The organism is Paraburkholderia sp. (genome assembly GCF_049581445.1).
Classification (GTDB): Bacteria; Pseudomonadota; Gammaproteobacteria; order Burkholderiales; family Burkholderiaceae; genus Paraburkholderia.
Window position 1 is genome coordinate 1 of sequence record NZ_JBAURZ010000371.1, and the last position, 16,533, is coordinate 16,533.

Here is a 16,533-nt window from a genome sequence, read left to right on the forward strand (position 1 = left end):
ACGCCTGGCCTCGCAATGGCCGGCGCTGCTGCCGGCCGCTGACCTCGAGGCGCTCTCTGAGCGGCAGCGGGTACTGGTGGACGCAGGCGTCGATAGCGAACTCGCGGTGCGTGTGGCGAGCGGCGAGATTTCGGCGGCCTTGCTCGATATCGCCGAAGTGGCGGCGACCTGTGGCCGCAGTCTGGAACTGGTCGCCGGCGTGTACTTCGCGCTCGGCACGCAACTCAACTATGGCTGGATCGCGGAACGTGCCAATTCGCTACCTGCCCCGACGCATTGGGACATGCTCGCGCGAGCGGCCGCGCTGGCAGAACTGGCGCGCCTGAAACGCGCGTTGACCACTAGCGCGCTGGCGGGCGCCACGGAATCCTCGGCACCGGCGGATCTGGTCGAAGCATGGCAGGAACGGCGTGCTGCACCGCTTGAGCGCTATGCGCGTTTGTTGGCCGATCTGCGGGCCACCGGCGGCGCGAGCCTGGCCACGCTGCTGGTGATCGTGCGCGAAATGGCGGTGCTGGAGCGAAGCGGAGAGTGAACGTGGCGTCATGCGCACAGCTTGCGGCGCATGACGAAAAACGACCGGGCGGCATGCAAGTTGGACGCATGCCGCCGGGATTGCCCATAATACGGGTATTGTTTCGTCACTTTCTTCACTTTGCCTAGGCCATGACCGATCACGCCGTTACGAATCCCGCAGTGCCCCGCGCAGTGCCTCGCTTAACCAGCCTCTCGCATGGCGGTGGCTGTGGTTGCAAGATTGCCCCGGGAGTGCTGGCCGACCTTCTGAAACGCAGCGTGCCACTGCCGGCCTTTCCCGACCTCCTGGTGGGCACGGAGACCGCTGACGATGCAGCGGTGTACCGTCTGAACGACGAGCAGGCGATTGTCGCCACGACGGACTTCTTTATGCCGATCGTCGACGATCCGTACGATTTCGGCCGTATTGCGGCAACCAATGCACTCTCGGATGTCTACGCGATGGGCGGCAAACCGATTCTCGCATTGGCGCTTGTGGGTATGCCGATCAACGTGTTGCCGCATGATGTTATTGCAGCCGTGCTGCGCGGTGGTGAGGACGTATGCACGCAGGCGGGCATTCCGGTAGCCGGTGGCCATTCGATCGACTCGGTAGAGCCGATTTACGGCCTCGCTGCGCTCGGCGTGGTGCATCCACAGCGAGTGAAACGCAACGCGGCAGCGCGCGCAGGCGACGTACTGGTGCTCGGCAAACCGCTCGGCGTGGGCGTGCTTTCCGCTGCGCTGAAGAAAGACCAGCTCGACGACGCTGGATATGCAGCGATGATCGCTAACACCACCAAGCTCAATCGTCCGGGAACGGAGCTCGCCGCCTTGCCAGGCGTGCATGCGCTGACCGACGTGACCGGCTTTGGCCTGCTCGGCCATACGCTTGAGCTGGCGCGCGGGGCCGGCCTGAGCGCACATCTGCGCTATGCGGACCTGCCATGGATTACCGGCGTTGAAGCATTTGCGGCGGCCGGCGTCGTAACGGGCGCATCGGGACGCAACTGGGCTGCGTATGGCGAAAGCATTCGCTTGCGCGACGGCCTGCCGGCAATTGCGCAGGCGCTGCTGACTGACCCGCAAACCTCGGGCGGCTTGCTGGTGGCTTGTGCGCCGGAAAGCGTGGATGAGGTGCTGGCGATTTTCCGTGCCGACGGTTTTGACAGCGCCGTGGTGATCGGCGAGATGCGCGATGGCGCACCACGCGTCGAGGTGGCGTGATTGAAAGAGGAATCGCCGAAAGCCATCTTTTACGCGCTCGCCGCCAACGTCGGAATTGCGATTTGCAAGTTCGCCGCAGCGATCTTCACGCAATCCGGCTCGATGTTCGCCGAAGCCATCCATTCGACCGCCGACTGCGGCAACCAGCTTCTGCTGCTGTTTGGCCTGCGCGAGGCGCGCAAACCGCCCAGCCCGCTGCATCCCATGGGAGCAGGGCGCGAAATCAATTTCTATTCGCTGCTGGTGGCGTTGTTGCTGTTCTTTGTCGGCGGCGCGTTCTCGGTGTATGAGGGTGTGCATCGGCTCTTTGCACGCGAGCCGCTGTCCTATGCATTTGTGGCACTGGTTGTGCTGGGCGTTTCGGTGGTGCTGGAATCGTTGTCGTTGATGGGCGCGGTCAAGGAGATCCGCAAGACCCATCCCGACACGTCGATGTGGCGCTGGTTCCGTGAAACGCGCGAATCCGATCTGCTGGTGATTGCGGGCGAAGATATTGCCGCGCTCGCGGGCCTGGCGATCGCGTTTGTCGCCGTGTTGCTGACCATGATTACCGGCAACCCTGTGTATGACGCGCTCGGTTCGATTGGCGTGGGCGTGCTGCTGATGGTGATTGCGTGTCTGGTGGCGCGGGAAGTGAAATCGATGATTGTTGGCGAATCGGCGGGGCCAGAAGTGCGGCGTGCTATTGAAGCGCATCTGCACGCTCGCAGTGAGATTCGCAGCATCATCAATCTGATTACCTTGCAGTGGGGGCGCGATGTGGTGGTCGCGGTGCAGGCCGAGATGATCGAGTATGCAAGCGGCCGCGCCATGGTCGACGCGATCAACGTAATCGAAGCGGACTTGCAGGAGACTTTCCCGCAGGTCCGCTGGGTGTTCTTCGAGCCCGACGTGCCGCGCAGCGAGCGGGCTCAGTACCAATAGCCTTCGTGGTACGGCTTATTTGAAACCCGTCACGTTATGCGGCACGTACAGTTCTTCGAGTTGCTGAATCTCTTCCGCGGTTAGTTTCACCGAAAGCGCAGCGACCGCGTCGTCCAGATGATGGGGCTTGGTTGCGCCAACAATCGGCGCGCTGATCGGGCTCTTTTGCAGCACCCACGCGAGCGCCACCTGAGCGCGCGGCACGCCGCGCGCGGCTGCAATCTGGGCAACCCGCTCGACGATCTGACGGTCCGCGTCTTCGGTCTTCGCATACAGCCCACGGCCGAATTCATCGGTTTCCGAACGTGCGCTGCTGGTGTTCCAGTCACGCGTGAGACGCCCCCGTGCAAGCGGGCTCCACGGAATCACGCCAATGCCTTCGCTTTCGCACAGCGGCAGCATCTCGCGCTCTTCCTCGCGATACAGCAGGTTGACGTAGTTCTGCATCGTCACGAAACGGCTCCAGCCGTGCTTTTCGGCGACCTGCAGCGCCTTCGAAAACTGCCACGCGTACATCGACGACGCGCCGATATAGCGCGCTTTGCCTGCTCGCACGACATCGTTGAGCGCTTCCATGGTCTCTTCGATCGGCGTCGTGTCATCCCAGCGGTGGATCTGGTAAAGATCGACATAGTCGGTGCCAAGACGTCGCAGGCTTGCGTCGATCTCCGCCATGATCACCTTGCGCGACAGACCCATGCCATTCGGACCGGGATGCATGCGGCCGTGAACCTTGGTGGCGAGCACGATCTCGTCGCGCTTGGCGAAGTCTTTCAACGCGCGCCCCACGATCTCTTCGCTGGTGCCGTCGGAATAGACATTGGCGGTGTCGAAGAAGTTGATGCCGTGATCGAGCGCCTGCTTGATGAACGGGCGCGTTTCGTTCTCGCCGAGTGTCCACGGATGATTGCCGCGCTCCGGGATACCGTAACTCATGCAACCCAGGCAAAGACGCGATACGTCAAGACCGGTGCGTCCCAGTTTTACATAGTCCATTTGTTCGACTCCTGTTGAAATGCGCAACACTGAATTTGCGATTATGGAATGCGTGGCGCTACTATGAACACGGCGCGCCTGCGTCGCTAAGCATATTTCAAAACGGCGGGGATTTCACGGCATGGTCCGTTTAAAAATCTGGCTCACCCTGAACGAAGGTTCGGGTTGCAAGGGCAGCGTTCTGCTCAACCGGCTTCATCTAACGAAGGACAAACATCGATGCTCAAGCGTATTTTCGCGGCGGCCGCTGCGTTCACCATGACCACTGGTGCGATTGTGTCGGCACTTCCTGCGCATGCGGAAACCCGCAGCGGCGCGCAGCATGCGGGTCCCTCGCACGCGCGGCAGGTGAAGGTGATGATCGTTTCGATGTTCGGACCGGAAGGGAAGGTCTGGCTCGACCACCTCGGCCCGTGGCAGGCCATTCCGGTTGACGGCCTGTCACCGGATTATCCGGAGGTTCACTGCAATGCGCAGGACGTCTGCGTGATGACCACCGGCATGGGACATGCCAATGCCGCTGCGTCCATCATGGCGCTGACTTTCTCGCCGCGCTTCGATTTGCGGCATACGTACTTCATGGTGGCTGGAATTGCGGGTATCGATCCGCTGCGCGGCACGCTGGGGTCGGCGGCATGGGCGAAGTACCTGGTGGACTTCGGCATTCAGTGGGAAATCGATGCGCGAGAGATTCCGTCAGACTGGCACTCGGGTTATCTCGGCATCAACACCAAAACCCCAGCGGATAAACCGCCGCTCGACTATCGCACGGAGGTGTTCCAGTTGAACCCGCAACTCGTGGATGCGGCCGTCGCGTTGTCACGCAAGGTCACACTGGCCGATAACACCCAGGCGCAAGCTGCCCGAGCCAAATATGACTACGCGCCAGCCAACCAGCCGCCTGCGGTGATTCAATGCGATACGTTGGCGGGTGACACGTGGTGGTCCGGTACGAAGCTCGGTGATCGCGCGCGCGACTGGACTAAAACGCTCACTGACGGCAAAGGCGTCTATTGCACGACGCAACAGGAAGACAACGCGACGTATGAAGCGCTAAAACGCGCGGCGAGCGCGCATCGCGTGGATTTGAGTCGCGTCGCTGTATTGCGCGCGGGATCGGACTTTGATCGTCCCTACCAGGGGCAATCAAGCGCAGATAACCTGCTCAACTACGCGGCACAAGGTGGGTTTGAAATTGCAATCGACAATCTTTATCGCACGGGCAATCCACTCGTCCAGCAGATCGTGACCCACTGGAACCAGTGGCGTACCGGCGTGCCGCAACCTTAGGATGTCACGTTGCTTAAGCATCCTTAACACTGTGCGATTCCGCTTGCTTCACGCTCAATGCTGGGGCGAGCGGAACGGCGTCCATACGGGGGTATCGGTATCCCAGTTGTCCAGTTCTGATGGGCTCATGATTGACTCCTTAATTTGCATGACAGCTATTGCGCGCCTGGCACCACGCGGCGGCCACAATCCTACATCGGCCGCCGCGTTCAGGTGTTGCGCTCAGCCTGCTTACTCGCTACGGGCGAGGCTTGCGGTTGTTTCGTTACCCTGACGATGGTCCCGAGCCGCTAGACGCGCAGCTTGTGTCTGACCTTCGAGGCTCAGGTTCGGATAAGTCGGCTTGTTCAGCGAAGGCAGCGTGCCATCGCGATAGGCGACAGCGATGTCCGCTTTCACATTGGTGCGGCTCACTGCGCTCGGACCCACGGGCGTTTGGCCATAGGTGCCTGCATGGCCAATTCCACCGCCGCCACCACCACCTGCGAAAGCGGGCGCGCTGACGGCAAGCGAAAGAACAACGGCTGCGAACAGATTGCGTTTCATGATTCACTCCTGTCGATTCGTTTGCGACGCAAGGGGCGTGGCGACAGGCTGAAATGTAGACTTCGGCAAAGCCCGGATAAACCGGCCATTGCCGAAATGAATTGTCGGGGAATCAGAACAATCGCGGCATGGGGGCCGCGATTGACGCTATGGCAGCGATTTAGATGGTGGATTGAAGCAGCGTGCCGGATCAGTGGCGCGGATCACGCCACCCACTCGTTCATCACCGGTGTATCGAGCACTGACGTGGACTCGCGTTCTTCGAATGTGCGCTTCGTGCAAGGTTTCTCGAGACTGCAGCGGCCGCTGAGCAACGGGCAACGGTCGAACAGTTCGGCAATCCAGTCCACGAAAACGCGCACTTTCGGTGACAGATGCCGGCTGTGCGGATAAACCGCGGAAATCGGCATCGGCATGGGCTTGAGCTCCGGCAGCACTTCGACGAGCTGGCCGGATTGCAGATGCGGCAATACCATGAAGAGGGCCGGCTGGATCAGGCCAAAGCCCTCCAGGCCGCAGGTGACGTAGGCGTCCGCATCGTTGACTGACACCGTACCCTTCATTTTCACCTCGACTTCCTTCCCATCCACCTTGAACGCCCAGTCGATCACGCGCCCGGTACGGCTCGAGAAATAATTCACGGCCCGATGGTTGTCGAGATCTTCAAGCGAATGCGGGTTGCCGTATTTCTGCAGATACGTGGGTGCCGCGCATGTCACGCCTTCGAAAATGCCGATCTTGCGCGCCACCAGCGACGAATCCTGCAACTCGCCCACGCGCACGACACAATCCACGCCTTCCTGCAGCAAGTCGACCGGTCGGTCGGTCAAGCCGAGTTGCAAGTCGATATCCGGGTAGCGCGTGTGGAATTCGCACAGAGAAGGAATCACCAGCAGACGGCCAATCGAGCCCGGCATGTCAATGCGCAGCTTGCCGTGCGGTTTCTTGTTGCCGCTCTGGAAACTGGCTTCGGTCTCTTCGACGTCCGCAAGAATACGCACGCAACGTTCGTAGTAGGCGGCGCCATCCGGTGTCAGCGACAGACGGCGCGTCGTGCGATGCATCAGGCGTGTGCCGAGAAACGATTCCAGATTCTGGATGATGGTGGTGACCGAAGCGCGCGGCAGATCGAGCGTTTCAGCGGCTTTGGTAAAGCTGTTGGTGTCGACGACACGGGTGAACACTTGCATGGCCTGGAGACGGTCCATGACTAACCTCCGATAAGGGGCTGGCTGCCCGCGATCCCAACCGAATATGCAGCACATGCAGACGCAGCGCACTGCGCGAGATCAGCCCCAGATCAGGCGGGGCTTGAATTCGATTGTTTGGGCGTACCGAATTGTGTTGCCGGATTATAGGCATTTATTTAGAAGTCTGCCGAACCCACAATTCGCACCATCGAGTTCTATGCGCATTGCGCCGTTCCTCATGGATGCATTCAAACCGCCGTACTCCTTTGTCCCGCCTGGCGTTGCCCGGGTGGATGACGATCACGCGTCGATCGACACGACCGACGTGACGATCGAGGGGCACGCGCAGGACATTACGTTGCGTCTATATCGCAAGGCCGGAAAAAGCGCGCTGCCGGTACTCCTTTATTTTCATGGCGGTGGCTTTGTGCGGGGTTCGCTCGCGCATGCGGACATCGCCGCGCGTTATTTCGCAGAACACTTACCGGCGTTAGTCGTTTCGGTGGGTTATTCGCTGGCGCCGCGCTTCCCGTTTCCCGCTGCGCCTGAAGATGCTCACCGCGCTGCGCTGTGGGTGCAGACCCGTGCCCGCGCGTTTGGCGGCAATACCCGGCATATCGGTGTTGCTGGCCATGACGCGGGCGGGCAATTGGCGAATTGCCTGGCGTTCATCGGGCGCGATCGCGGCGATGTCCGGATTGGTGCACAGGCGCTGTTCGGGCCAATGCTCGATCCGAGCCTGACGCGCCTTGGCGACGAGCAGCGGCTCGGCTCGGATATCACCGCCAAGGAATGCGCCGCGTGTTATCGCGCGTACCTGCCGCAAGCGTCGCAGCGCATGCACCCATATGCGGCGCCGCTCGAGTCGGCGCGACTCGCGGGCTTGCCCGCGACGCTGATTGCAACTGCGCAAAACGATGTACTGCATGTCGAAGCCGAAAAGTACGCCAGCAACCTGATCGATGCAGGGGTGCTGACGCAGGTGGTCCGTTTTCCGAGCGTGTCGCACGCCGAGCTTGCCAATCATCCGGCGGCCCTGCAGGAGGCTGTGCGCTTTTTCCAGTGGCGTTTCGATGCGCGCGCCCACCGATAAACCCCAATTAATCCAACCAACAATACCCGGGAGTTACTTCATGTCTATCTTTTCTACATCGCGCCATCGTGTGGCGCTAGCGGTTCTGAGCGTTATCGTGATTGCGGGGCTGGGCACGTTCGGCGCGATTCGCGTTGATGCAAGCTCGCCTGCGCATGCTGCGCCGACTATCGTGCCGGAAGTCGATGTGGCTGCCGTGATCGACAAGACCATCACTGACTGGCAGAGCTATTCGGGGCGTCTGGAAGCGGTCGAGAAGGTACAGGTGCGTCCCCAGGTGTCAGGCACCATCGTGTCGGTGAATTTCAAGGACGGTGCGCTCGTCAGGAAGGGCGATACGCTCTTCGTGATCGATCCGCGTCCGTATCAGGCGGAAGTGGACCGGACGGCTGCGCAACTGGCGGCGGCTCAGGCTCAGGCCGGATACACGCAAAGCGACTGGGAACGCGCGCAGCGGTTGATTGGCGATAACGCCATTGCTAAACGCGACTACGACGAGAAGCAGAACGCTGCGCGCAGCGCTAGCGCCAACGTCAAAGCCGCGCAGGCCGCGCTCGAAACCGCGCAGATCAACCTCGGCTATACCAAGGTCGAAGCGCCGGTATCGGGCCGTGTGTCGCGGGCTGAAATCACGTTGGGCAACGTGGTGTCGGCTGGTGCCAGTGCGCCGCCGCTCACGACCCTGGTGTCGGTCTCGCCGATCTACGCGTCGTTCGACGCCGATGAGCAGACCTATCTGCAATACATCGGCCGCGAGAAGGACGGCACCAAGGTACCGGTGCAACTCGGACTCGCGGATGAGTCGGGCTACTCGCGCACTGGCGTGATCGATTCGGTCGATAACCAGCTCGATACCTCGTCCGGCACGATCCGCGTGCGCGCGCGCTTCGATAACGCGGACGGCACGCTGATTCCGGGCCTGTATGCACGTATCAAGGTGAGCGGCAGTGCGCCGCATGCGGCGCTACTGATCGATGATGCCGCGGTCGGCACCGATCAGGACAAGAAGTTCGTGTTCGTAGTCGACAAGAGCGACCAGGTCGTCTACCGCGAAGTGCAGGTCGGTGCAATGCAGGGCAACCTGCGGGTCGTCAAGTCGGGTCTGCAAAGCGGTGAGCGGATCGTTGTGAACGGTACGCAGCGCGTTCGTCCGGGTGAGACCGTTCGCGCTCATGCAGTGCCGATGAACGGCGACGACGATTCAGACAGCGCGTCGGTCGCACAGACGCAAGGCCGCGCCAAGGCGCAGAAGAACTCGTGAGCCGCGTGCGTCACGGGTTTCCTCTGCGCGCCGCTGCCCAGCGCTTCAATTTCAAGAGCCTCTCATGAACATATCCAAATTCTTCATCGACCGGCCGATCTTTGCGGGTGTGCTATCGGTCCTGATCCTGCTGGCGGGCGTCATTTCGCTCTTCAAGCTGCCGATCTCCGAGTACCCGGAAGTGGTGCCGCCTTCGGTGGTGGTGCACGCCCAGTATCCGGGTGCGAACCCGAAAGTGATCGCCGAAGCCGTGGCGTCGCCGCTCGAAGAGCAGATCAACGGCGTCGAAAACATGCTGTATATGCAGTCGCAAGCGAACAGCGACGGCAATTTGACGCTGACAGTGACGTTCAAGCTCGGCACCAATCCCGATCTAGCGACGCAACTGGTGCAGAACCGCGTCAATCAGGCGCTGCCGCGTTTGCCTGACGACGTCCAGCGTCTGGGCGTGACGACGATCAAGAGCTCGCCGACGCTGACGATGGTGGTCCACCTGATCTCGCCGAACAATCAGTACGACATGACGTATCTGCGCAACTACGCGGTGCTGAACGTCAAGGACCGGCTCGAACGGATTCAGGGTGTGGGCGAAGTGCAGTTGTGGGGTTCGGGCGATTACGCAATGCGCGTGTGGCTCGATCCGCAGAAGGTGGCGCAGCGCAACCTGACGGCAACGGACGTGGTCAATGCGATCCGTGAGCAGAACATCCAGGTGGCGGCCGGTCAGATTGGTTCGTCGCCTTCGGTGCCGGGCACGCAGTTGCAGTTGTCGGTGAATGCGCGCGGCCGTCTGCAGACGACGGAAGAGTTCGGCGATATCGTCGTGAAGACTGCACCGGATGGCGGCGTGACCTATCTGCGCGATATCGGGCGTATCGAACTCGCAGCTTCTGAATATGGCCTGCGTTCGTTGCTCGACAACAAGCCGGCGGTGGCGCTTGCCATCAACCAGGCACCGGGCGCGAACTCACTCGCCATTTCGGACCAGGTGCGCGAGCAGATGAAGGAGCTGAAAGAGGACATGCCGGCGGGTGTCGATTACAAGATCGTCTATGACCCGACGCAGTTCGTGCGCTCCAGTATCGAGGCGGTGATTCACACGCTGCTTGAAGCGATTGCGCTGGTGGTGATCGTCGTGATCGTGTTCCTGCAAACATGGCGCGCGTCGATCATTCCGTTGATCGCGGTGCCGGTGTCGATCGTCGGGACGTTCTCGCTGCTCCTGGCCTTCGGCTTCTCGATCAATGCGTTGTCGCTGTTTGGCATGGTGCTCGCCATTGGGATCGTGGTGGACGATGCGATCGTGGTGGTGGAGAACGTCGAGCGGAATATCGAAAGCGGGTTAAGTGCGCGTGACGCAACTTACAAGGCCATGCAGGAAGTGAGTGGGCCGATTATCGCCATTGCGCTCACGCTGGTGGCTGTGTTCGTACCGCTCGCATTTATGACGGGTTTGACGGGGCAGTTCTACAAGCAGTTCGCAATGACCATCGCGATCTCGACGGTGATCTCGGCGTTCAACTCGCTGACGCTGTCGCCGGCGCTCTCGGCGATGCTGCTGCGCGGCCATGACGCAAAGCCGGACTTTCTGACGCGTGTGATGAACCGCCTGCTGGGCCGCTTTTTCAAGGGCTTCAACAAGGTGTTTCATCGCGGTTCGACGGCCTATGGTCGTGGTGTGACCGGGGTATTGCGTCGCAAGGGCGGCATGCTGGCGGTCTACGCCATCCTGCTCGGCGCGACGGTGCTGATCACGCGCGTGGTGCCGGGTGGCTTCGTGCCTGCGCAGGACAAGGAATACCTGATTGCGTTTGCGCAATTGCCGAACGGTGCGTCGCTCGACCGTACCGAGAAAGTGATTCGCGACATGAGCGCAATTGCGTTGAAGCAGCCGGGTGTGGAGAGCGCGGTCGCCTTCCCGGGTCTCTCGGTGAACGGCTTCACCAACAGTTCGAGCGCGGGCATCGTGTTCGTCACGCTCAAGCCGTTTAAGGAGCGCGGTAACAAGAGCCTGTCGGCGGCTACGATTGCCGGTGCGCTGAACCAGCAGTACGGCGCGATCAAGGACTCGTTCGTCGCAGTGTTTCCACCGCCACCCGTGTTGGGGCTCGGCACGCTGGGCGGCTTCAAGATGCAGCTGGAAGATCACGGTGCGGTTGGCTACGCCGAGTTGAACAAGGCAACCGAGGCGTTCATCAAGAAGGCAGCGACAACACCGGAGCTGGGACCGACGTTCTCCAGCTATCAGATCAACGTGCCGCAACTGAACGTCGATCTGGATCGTGTCAAGGCCAAGCAGCTGGGTGTGCCGGTGACGGACGTATTCGACACCATGCAGATCTATCTGGGCTCGCTGTATGTGAACGACTTCAACCGATTTGGCCGTGTATATCAGGTGCGTGTGCAGGCGGATGCGCCATTCCGCCAGCGTGCGGACGACATCCTGCAACTGAAGACACGTAATGCTGCGGGCGACATGGTGCCGTTGTCATCGCTGGTGACAGTGACGCCGACCTTTGGCCCCGAAATGGTGGTGCGTTACAACGGCTATACCGCTGCGGATATCAACGGTGGTCCTGCGCCGGGTTACTCGTCGGGTCAGGCGCAAGCCGCAGCCGAACGCGTCGCAGCAGAAACGCTGCCGCGTGGCGTAAAGCTCGAATGGACCGACCTGACGTATCAGCAGATCATTGCCGGCAATGCGGGCATGTGGGTGTTCCCGATCAGTGTGCTGCTGGTGTTTCTCGTGCTGGCCGCGCTGTATGAAAGTCTGACGCTGCCGCTCGCGGTGATCCTGATTGTGCCGATGAGTCTGCTGTCCGCACTCACTGGCGTATGGCTCACCCACGGCGACAACAACATCTTCACGCAGATTGGCTTGATGGTGCTGGTGGGGCTGGCGTCGAAGAACGCGATCCTGATCGTCGAGTTTGCACGCGAACTCGAACATGATGGACACACGCCGCTGTCTGCCGCGATCGAAGCGAGCCGCATGCGCTTGCGACCGATCCTGATGACGTCGATTGCTTTCATCATGGGTGTGGTTCCCCTGGTGCTCTCAAGCGGAGCGGGTTCGGAGATGCGTCATGCGATGGGTATCGCCGTGTTCTTCGGCATGCTTGGCGTCACGCTGTTCGGCCTGATGCTGACGCCGGTGTTCTATGTCGTGCTGCGTACGCTCGCAGGCGGCAAGATCCACGTCGCGCAGAAAGACTCGCCGCACTACGCGTTGCCGGTAACGGACGCCTGAGGAGAAAAACAATGAAACGGTTTAAATCACGGTTTGGAATACGGGTTGGCGCGCTAAGCGGTTGGGGCATGGCTGCTGCGAGCGGTTTGCTGGTGGCGCTGCTCGCCGCCTGCTCGGTCGAGCCGACGTATAAGCGTCCGGATGTGGATACGCCGACGGCATTCAAGGAAGCGCCGACTATCGCGCCACAGGACGCGGGCACGTGGAAGCAGGCGCAACCCTCCGACGATGCGCTTCGTGGCGAATGGTGGACGATTTTCGGTGACTCGACGCTCAACGATCTGGAACAGCAAGCTGCGGCGGCTAACCAGGATCTGAAGGCGGCAGCGGCGCGCGTCGAGCAGTCGCGTGCGTTGCAACAGTCGGCTCGCTCCGACTGGTTCCCGAAACTCGACGCGGGTTTTGGGCCGACGCGTGAGACGGCGTCGCCGGCCTCGCAATTCCTGCCGCAAAGCAGTGGCTCGGAAACCACCACCTTGTGGCGCGCTCAAGGCACCGTGTCGTACGAGGCGGACCTGTTTGGGCGTGTTAGCTCGAACGTCAACGCGGCGCATGCAGATGAACAGCAGAGCGAAGCGTTGTTCCGCTCGGTGCAACTCTCGCTGCAAGCGGATGTGGCGCAAGACTACTTCCAGTTGCGTGAACTTGATACGGATCAGAACCTGTATCGCCAGACGGTGAGCCTGCGCGAGGATACGCTCAAGCTGATCCAGCGACGCTTTAACGAAGGTGACATCAGCGAACTGGATCTCGCGCAAGCGCGCAATGAACTGGCGAGCGCGAAAGCGGATGCGGTGGGCGTGGCACGTCAACGTGCGGCGGCCGAGCATAGCCTTGCGATTCTGCTGGGCAAACCGCCGGCGGATTTCTCGTTCCCTGAGACGCCGCTTGTGCCGGTTACGGCTCGTGTGCCGGCCGGGTTGCCGTCCGCGCTGCTCGAACGTCGGCCGGATATTGCGGCGGCAGAGCGCTCGATGGCAGCGGCCAATGCGCGGGTGGGGCTGGCGAAGTCGGCGTTCTTCCCGAAGCTCGATATCACCGGCGCGTTCGGGTATGAATCGGCGACGCTCGGCGACCTCTTCATGTGGTCGAGCCGTGCCTTCCTGCTGGGACCGCTTGCCGGGACCGCGTTGACGGTGCCGCTGTTCGACGGCGGCCGTCGCAAGGCCAATCTGGCTCAGGCGCGCGGCAAGTATGACGAGGATGTCGCGCAGTATCGTGAGCAGGTGCTGGTCGCGTTCAAGGAAGTCGAGGACAACCTCGCCGATCTGCGTTTGCTCGACGATCAGATTCAGGCGCAGAACGATGCGGTCAATGCATCGCAGCGTGCTTCGCATCTGTCGAAGACGCAGTATCAGGAAGGGCAGGTGAGCTACCTGGATGTGATCGATAGCGAGCGGCAAGTGCTGCAGTCGCAGTTGCAGTCTAGCCATCTGACCGGCGTCCAGGCGGTCTCGACCGTGAACCTGATTCGCGCGTTGGGCGGCGGCTGGGGGGATGTGCCGGCTGACACGCCTGCGGTTGCGGCGGCACCGGCAGCAACGTCGGCACTCGGCGCAACGAGCGCAACGGTGGCGACCGCGGGAACGCAGCAGGTGGCGAAGCAATAACCGTCCGCGTTTTGCGGTAGATGGGCACGAGGCGACCGCCGCCTCGTGCCCCGATGTCAGACCGACCGCACAACTGCGTCACCACCTCCGCACCCAAGGAGACAGGGGCGGCCTTGATTCGTGTCCAAACCATGGGTAACGGCGCGGTGGGCGAGTTGCTGGTAGCAAGCCGGGTGGTATTGAGCGTGAGCTGAAGCACGGCAGCGGCCGGTCTAAAGCCTGTTTCAAACGGGAAAGTTCAGAGGGGAAGTGCAGACGCGCCGCTATCGCGTGGGGGGAAGGTTGCCAATCGGTCGACTCAGGCGTCGACCATGCATCAACTCACGAGCCAACCGGATAGCGTTGGCTCAAGCGGGTAGTTCAGGCAGGTCAGGCGGATAAAGCGGTGAATCAGGCAGCTTCTGCGATTTGCGCTGCTTCGAGCGCTTCTTGCGCTTCCAGCTTGGCGGCAGCCGCGGCCTTTTTGGTCTTGCCGGCGCGCGAAGGCGGCTGGCAGGCACCACACACGACGTTGTGCTGCAAATCGTGCCGATGGGCCACGAATTTACCGCTGCAACGGCAGCAAGGCGTCAGTTGCAGGATATCGGCGTCGAAGAAACGCACGAGAGTCCACGCCCGCGTCAGATCCAGCACGGGTTCCGTGTTGGTGTGCTGGCAATGTTCCAGATACAGCCGGTAACCCTTGGTGAGCGCATCCAGATGCGAGCAACGCGCTTCTTTCTTCAGGAACAGGTACGTGTTGTAGAACAGCGATGCATGGATGTTGGCCAGCCACGTCATGTACCAGTCCGCCGAAAACGGCAGCATGCCCTTGGGCGGCGATACGCCCTTCACTTCACGATACAGACGGATCATGCGGTCGCGCGAAAGCGTCAACTCGCTTTCAAGCACCTGCATGCGTGCGCCGAGTTCGATCAGCGCGATCGCGCGGAATACTTCCTGCGCATCTTCGGTCAAGCTTCGCTTGAGCATCGCGGTCACCTGTATTAAGCGAACTGCTCTGCGGGCTGGCCTGCAAGCAGGATAGCCGCGTGGGTCGGCGAAACTTCTGCGTGCTTTGACGTTTGCGTCAATGCCGACAGCATCGTGTGATCGTTGAAGCGGAAAAAACAGAGAAGCTGGTCGGAAGAGGCCAGTTTGACGATTTGCGCGAGCGACAGCCCGGCAAGCAAATCGGCCAGTTCCGACGACAGGCCCAAACGGAACATCCCGATGGGTTTGTCCTCGCGCAACATACGTTGTGCGAGCATGATGTAAGACAAATTGATCTCGCGGATCGATTCCCGCGTCTCGCTGCTACGGTCCATTTTGTGTGTTTCCGAAGCCCCGAATTGCTAGTGTCGGCTATTTTTTTTGCCGTTATGCTCTTGTGCCCCCGCCGGACTTCAAATCCTCCGACGATTTGCTACTTCTGATGCCGGTCCTGACTGTTTGATACAAGGTGTTACATCTCGTAACACCTTGGAAGCAATTGTATGAACACGAATTCAGGAAAGCAATACCATCTCAAAAAAATATCTCACAAAAATACAACAATTTTCGGTAAGACTTTCACGGTCCCGTAATACGCCGGACGAGAGGCCCGCCAATCCGTATTCCGACGCCGTCGTTGCCCGCTATCCCTTGCACGACGGGGGGTAGCGAAATTGATGTGAGGAAACGGTCTGATTCTAAGTAATTACGCTAATACGCGATTGACCTGGAAAGGTAAAAGAAAGGGTGCCAAATTTTCAGTAATAAATACTGACTGCGGTGATGCTTTTCGGGGCCGCATCCGTATGTAACATCCTGGTGCAGCCCCAGTTACAAACTCGCCGCCATTTGTAACGGGTGAGGGGGAGAAGAGGTTGACCTGCGAGATTGGATAGTGAAATTGGCGGGGTAATTACGGATGACCGGGTGATGGGAGGTCTCGCTGCTCAAGCTTTCCTCGCCTACGTTACAAATCGGGCGGGCTGCCTGACACACTGCCAATAAATCAAACAGCCATTTGACAACTCCACGCAAAGTGGGCGTTTCAGGGTGATATCAGCCGTTTCGCCGCACTTCGCAAGACTCACAAGAAACGAGCCATCATGTCCGCATCATGAAATTGACCGTTAATGCATAGCGCCTCAATTTCACGGCCGTAATGGCGAAAACCAAGGCTCTCATATAGATGACGGGCGGGCTCGTTGTTACTGGACACCAGTAACTGAATTTGCCGCAACCCTTGCACCTGGCCGCCGAGCGCCAACAGCTCCATCAGCAGAGCCCGCCCGACGCCGCGGCCCGCCGCTTCTAACGCGACATACATGCCGACCACCGACGCCTTGTGCCGTTGCTTGAGCGACTGATTCCGGACGAGTCCGACGGTTCCAATCATCTCGCCGTCCTGCGTGTGGTATTCGCTGCCGTCCTTCGCCCTGGATTCGTGGTTGAACATGCCGAACGCGCCGAGGATGAAGTTGCCCTCGGCCGCATGCCTGCCTTCGAGCATGGCGTCGTGTTGCGCGGGTCCCTTTGCCAGCGCTTCTTCATAGCTTTGACCAAACGACTCGGGATGCTCCTGCAAACCGCGCAGGCGAAGTTGGAAAAACGCGTCACGGTCGGCGGGATTGAGTAGCCGGATCAGCGGGGCGCGGTGCATC

Annotated in this window: 13 protein-coding genes and 1 pseudogene; 8 read left to right on the forward strand and 6 right to left on the reverse strand. The window is 60.5% G+C overall.

All coding sequences use genetic code 11. The features are described from left to right. The 3 genes and pseudogenes from WCA85_RS31820 to WCA85_RS31830 all read left to right on the forward strand — a co-directional run. Window positions 1-535, forward strand: a pseudogene (locus tag WCA85_RS31820) (NAD-glutamate dehydrogenase); the annotation flags it as partial. Window positions 536-666: 131 nt separating this feature from the next. Then, window positions 667-1,743: a selenide, water dikinase SelD gene (gene selD, locus WCA85_RS31825; protein ID WP_424069141.1), complete on the forward strand. Its 1,077-nt coding sequence runs from the start codon at window positions 667-669 to the stop codon at window positions 1,741-1,743. Further along, window positions 1,744-2,667 (forward strand): cation diffusion facilitator family transporter, encoded by a 924-nt coding sequence (locus tag WCA85_RS31830; RefSeq protein WP_424069143.1) that lies wholly within the window; start codon window positions 1,744-1,746, stop codon window positions 2,665-2,667. Window positions 2,668-2,682: 15 nt separating this feature from the next. Here the strand turns inward: WCA85_RS31830 and WCA85_RS31835 are convergent, their stop codons facing one another. After that, window positions 2,683-3,663 (reverse strand): aldo/keto reductase, encoded by a 981-nt coding sequence (locus WCA85_RS31835; protein ID WP_424069145.1) that lies wholly within the window; start codon window positions 3,661-3,663, stop codon window positions 2,683-2,685. A 219-nt stretch (window positions 3,664-3,882) separates the two neighbouring features. Between WCA85_RS31835 and WCA85_RS31840 the strand changes: the two genes are divergently transcribed. Then, a complete protein-coding gene (locus WCA85_RS31840) occupies window positions 3,883-4,953 on the forward strand; it encodes a purine-nucleoside phosphorylase (protein WP_424069147.1) in 1,071 nt (356 codons plus the stop codon). Between the two features lie 231 nt (window positions 4,954-5,184). On the opposite strand, the gene WCA85_RS31845 is transcribed toward WCA85_RS31840, so the two are convergent. Next, window positions 5,185-5,499, reverse strand: a complete 315-nt coding sequence (locus tag WCA85_RS31845) for a DUF4148 domain-containing protein (RefSeq protein WP_424069149.1) — start codon at window positions 5,497-5,499, stop codon at window positions 5,185-5,187. A 203-nt stretch (window positions 5,500-5,702) separates the two neighbouring features. Beyond that, window positions 5,703-6,707: a LysR family transcriptional regulator gene (locus WCA85_RS31850; protein ID WP_424069151.1), complete on the reverse strand. Its 1,005-nt coding sequence runs from the start codon at window positions 6,705-6,707 to the stop codon at window positions 5,703-5,705. A gap of 220 nt (window positions 6,708-6,927) precedes the next feature. Here WCA85_RS31850 and WCA85_RS31855 point away from each other — a divergent pair, with 220 nt between their 5' ends. The 4 genes from WCA85_RS31855 (at window position 6,928) to WCA85_RS31870 (ending at window position 13,903) form a co-directional block, all read left to right on the forward strand. After that, window positions 6,928-7,782 (forward strand): alpha/beta hydrolase, encoded by an 855-nt coding sequence (locus WCA85_RS31855; RefSeq protein ID WP_424069153.1) that lies wholly within the window; start codon window positions 6,928-6,930, stop codon window positions 7,780-7,782. 40 nt (window positions 7,783-7,822) lie between these two features. Next, window positions 7,823-9,043 carry an efflux RND transporter periplasmic adaptor subunit gene (locus WCA85_RS31860; protein ID WP_424069155.1) on the forward strand — a complete coding sequence of 407 codons (1,221 nt, stop codon included), beginning with the start codon at window positions 7,823-7,825 and terminating at the stop codon, window positions 9,041-9,043. Window positions 9,044-9,107: 64 nt separating this feature from the next. Next, a complete protein-coding gene (locus tag WCA85_RS31865) occupies window positions 9,108-12,293 on the forward strand; it encodes an efflux RND transporter permease subunit (RefSeq protein ID WP_424069157.1) in 3,186 nt (1,061 codons plus the stop codon). 11 nt (window positions 12,294-12,304) lie between these two features. Further along, complete coding sequence (locus tag WCA85_RS31870) at window positions 12,305-13,903, forward strand: efflux transporter outer membrane subunit (protein WP_424069159.1); 1,599 nt, start codon at window positions 12,305-12,307, stop codon at window positions 13,901-13,903. A gap of 390 nt (window positions 13,904-14,293) precedes the next feature. On the opposite strand, the gene flhC is transcribed toward WCA85_RS31870, so the two are convergent. The 3 genes from flhC to WCA85_RS31885 all read right to left on the reverse strand — a co-directional run bounded on the left by flhC (window position 14,294) and on the right by WCA85_RS31885 (window position 16,532). Then, complete coding sequence (gene flhC, locus WCA85_RS31875) at window positions 14,294-14,875, reverse strand: flagellar transcriptional regulator FlhC (RefSeq protein WP_424069161.1); 582 nt, start codon at window positions 14,873-14,875, stop codon at window positions 14,294-14,296. Window positions 14,876-14,889: 14 nt separating this feature from the next. Then, complete coding sequence (gene flhD / locus WCA85_RS31880) at window positions 14,890-15,210, reverse strand: flagellar transcriptional regulator FlhD (protein WP_424069163.1); 321 nt, start codon at window positions 15,208-15,210, stop codon at window positions 14,890-14,892. A 749-nt stretch (window positions 15,211-15,959) separates the two neighbouring features. Further along, window positions 15,960-16,532 (reverse strand): GNAT family N-acetyltransferase, encoded by a 573-nt coding sequence (locus WCA85_RS31885; RefSeq protein ID WP_424069165.1) that lies wholly within the window; start codon window positions 16,530-16,532, stop codon window positions 15,960-15,962. Between the last annotated feature and the right edge of the window lies 1 nt (window position 16,533).

What these genes read in the sequence shown, in the direction of transcription:
- selD (WP_424069141.1), top strand. Translation starts at nt 667, where the DNA reads ATGACCGATCACGCCGTTACGAATCCCGCAGTGCCCCGCGCAGTGCCT.
- WCA85_RS31835 (WP_424069145.1), bottom strand. Translation starts at nt 3,663, where the DNA reads ATGGACTATGTAAAACTGGGACGCACCGGTCTTGACGTATCGCGTCTT.
- WCA85_RS31840 (WP_424069147.1), top strand. Translation starts at nt 3,883, where the DNA reads ATGCTCAAGCGTATTTTCGCGGCGGCCGCTGCGTTCACCATGACCACT.
- WCA85_RS31845 (WP_424069149.1), bottom strand. Translation starts at nt 5,499, where the DNA reads ATGAAACGCAATCTGTTCGCAGCCGTTGTTCTTTCGCTTGCCGTCAGC.
- WCA85_RS31850 (WP_424069151.1), bottom strand. Translation starts at nt 6,707, where the DNA reads ATGGACCGTCTCCAGGCCATGCAAGTGTTCACCCGTGTCGTCGACACC.
- WCA85_RS31855 (WP_424069153.1), top strand. Translation starts at nt 6,928, where the DNA reads ATGGATGCATTCAAACCGCCGTACTCCTTTGTCCCGCCTGGCGTTGCC.
- WCA85_RS31860 (WP_424069155.1), top strand. Translation starts at nt 7,823, where the DNA reads ATGTCTATCTTTTCTACATCGCGCCATCGTGTGGCGCTAGCGGTTCTG.
- WCA85_RS31865 (WP_424069157.1), top strand. Translation starts at nt 9,108, where the DNA reads ATGAACATATCCAAATTCTTCATCGACCGGCCGATCTTTGCGGGTGTG.
- WCA85_RS31870 (WP_424069159.1), top strand. Translation starts at nt 12,305, where the DNA reads ATGAAACGGTTTAAATCACGGTTTGGAATACGGGTTGGCGCGCTAAGC.
- flhC (WP_424069161.1), bottom strand. Translation starts at nt 14,875, where the DNA reads ATGCTCAAGCGAAGCTTGACCGAAGATGCGCAGGAAGTATTCCGCGCG.
- flhD (WP_424069163.1), bottom strand. Translation starts at nt 15,210, where the DNA reads ATGGACCGTAGCAGCGAGACGCGGGAATCGATCCGCGAGATCAATTTG.
- WCA85_RS31885 (WP_424069165.1), bottom strand. Translation starts at nt 16,532, where the DNA reads ATGCACCGCGCCCCGCTGATCCGGCTACTCAATCCCGCCGACCGTGAC.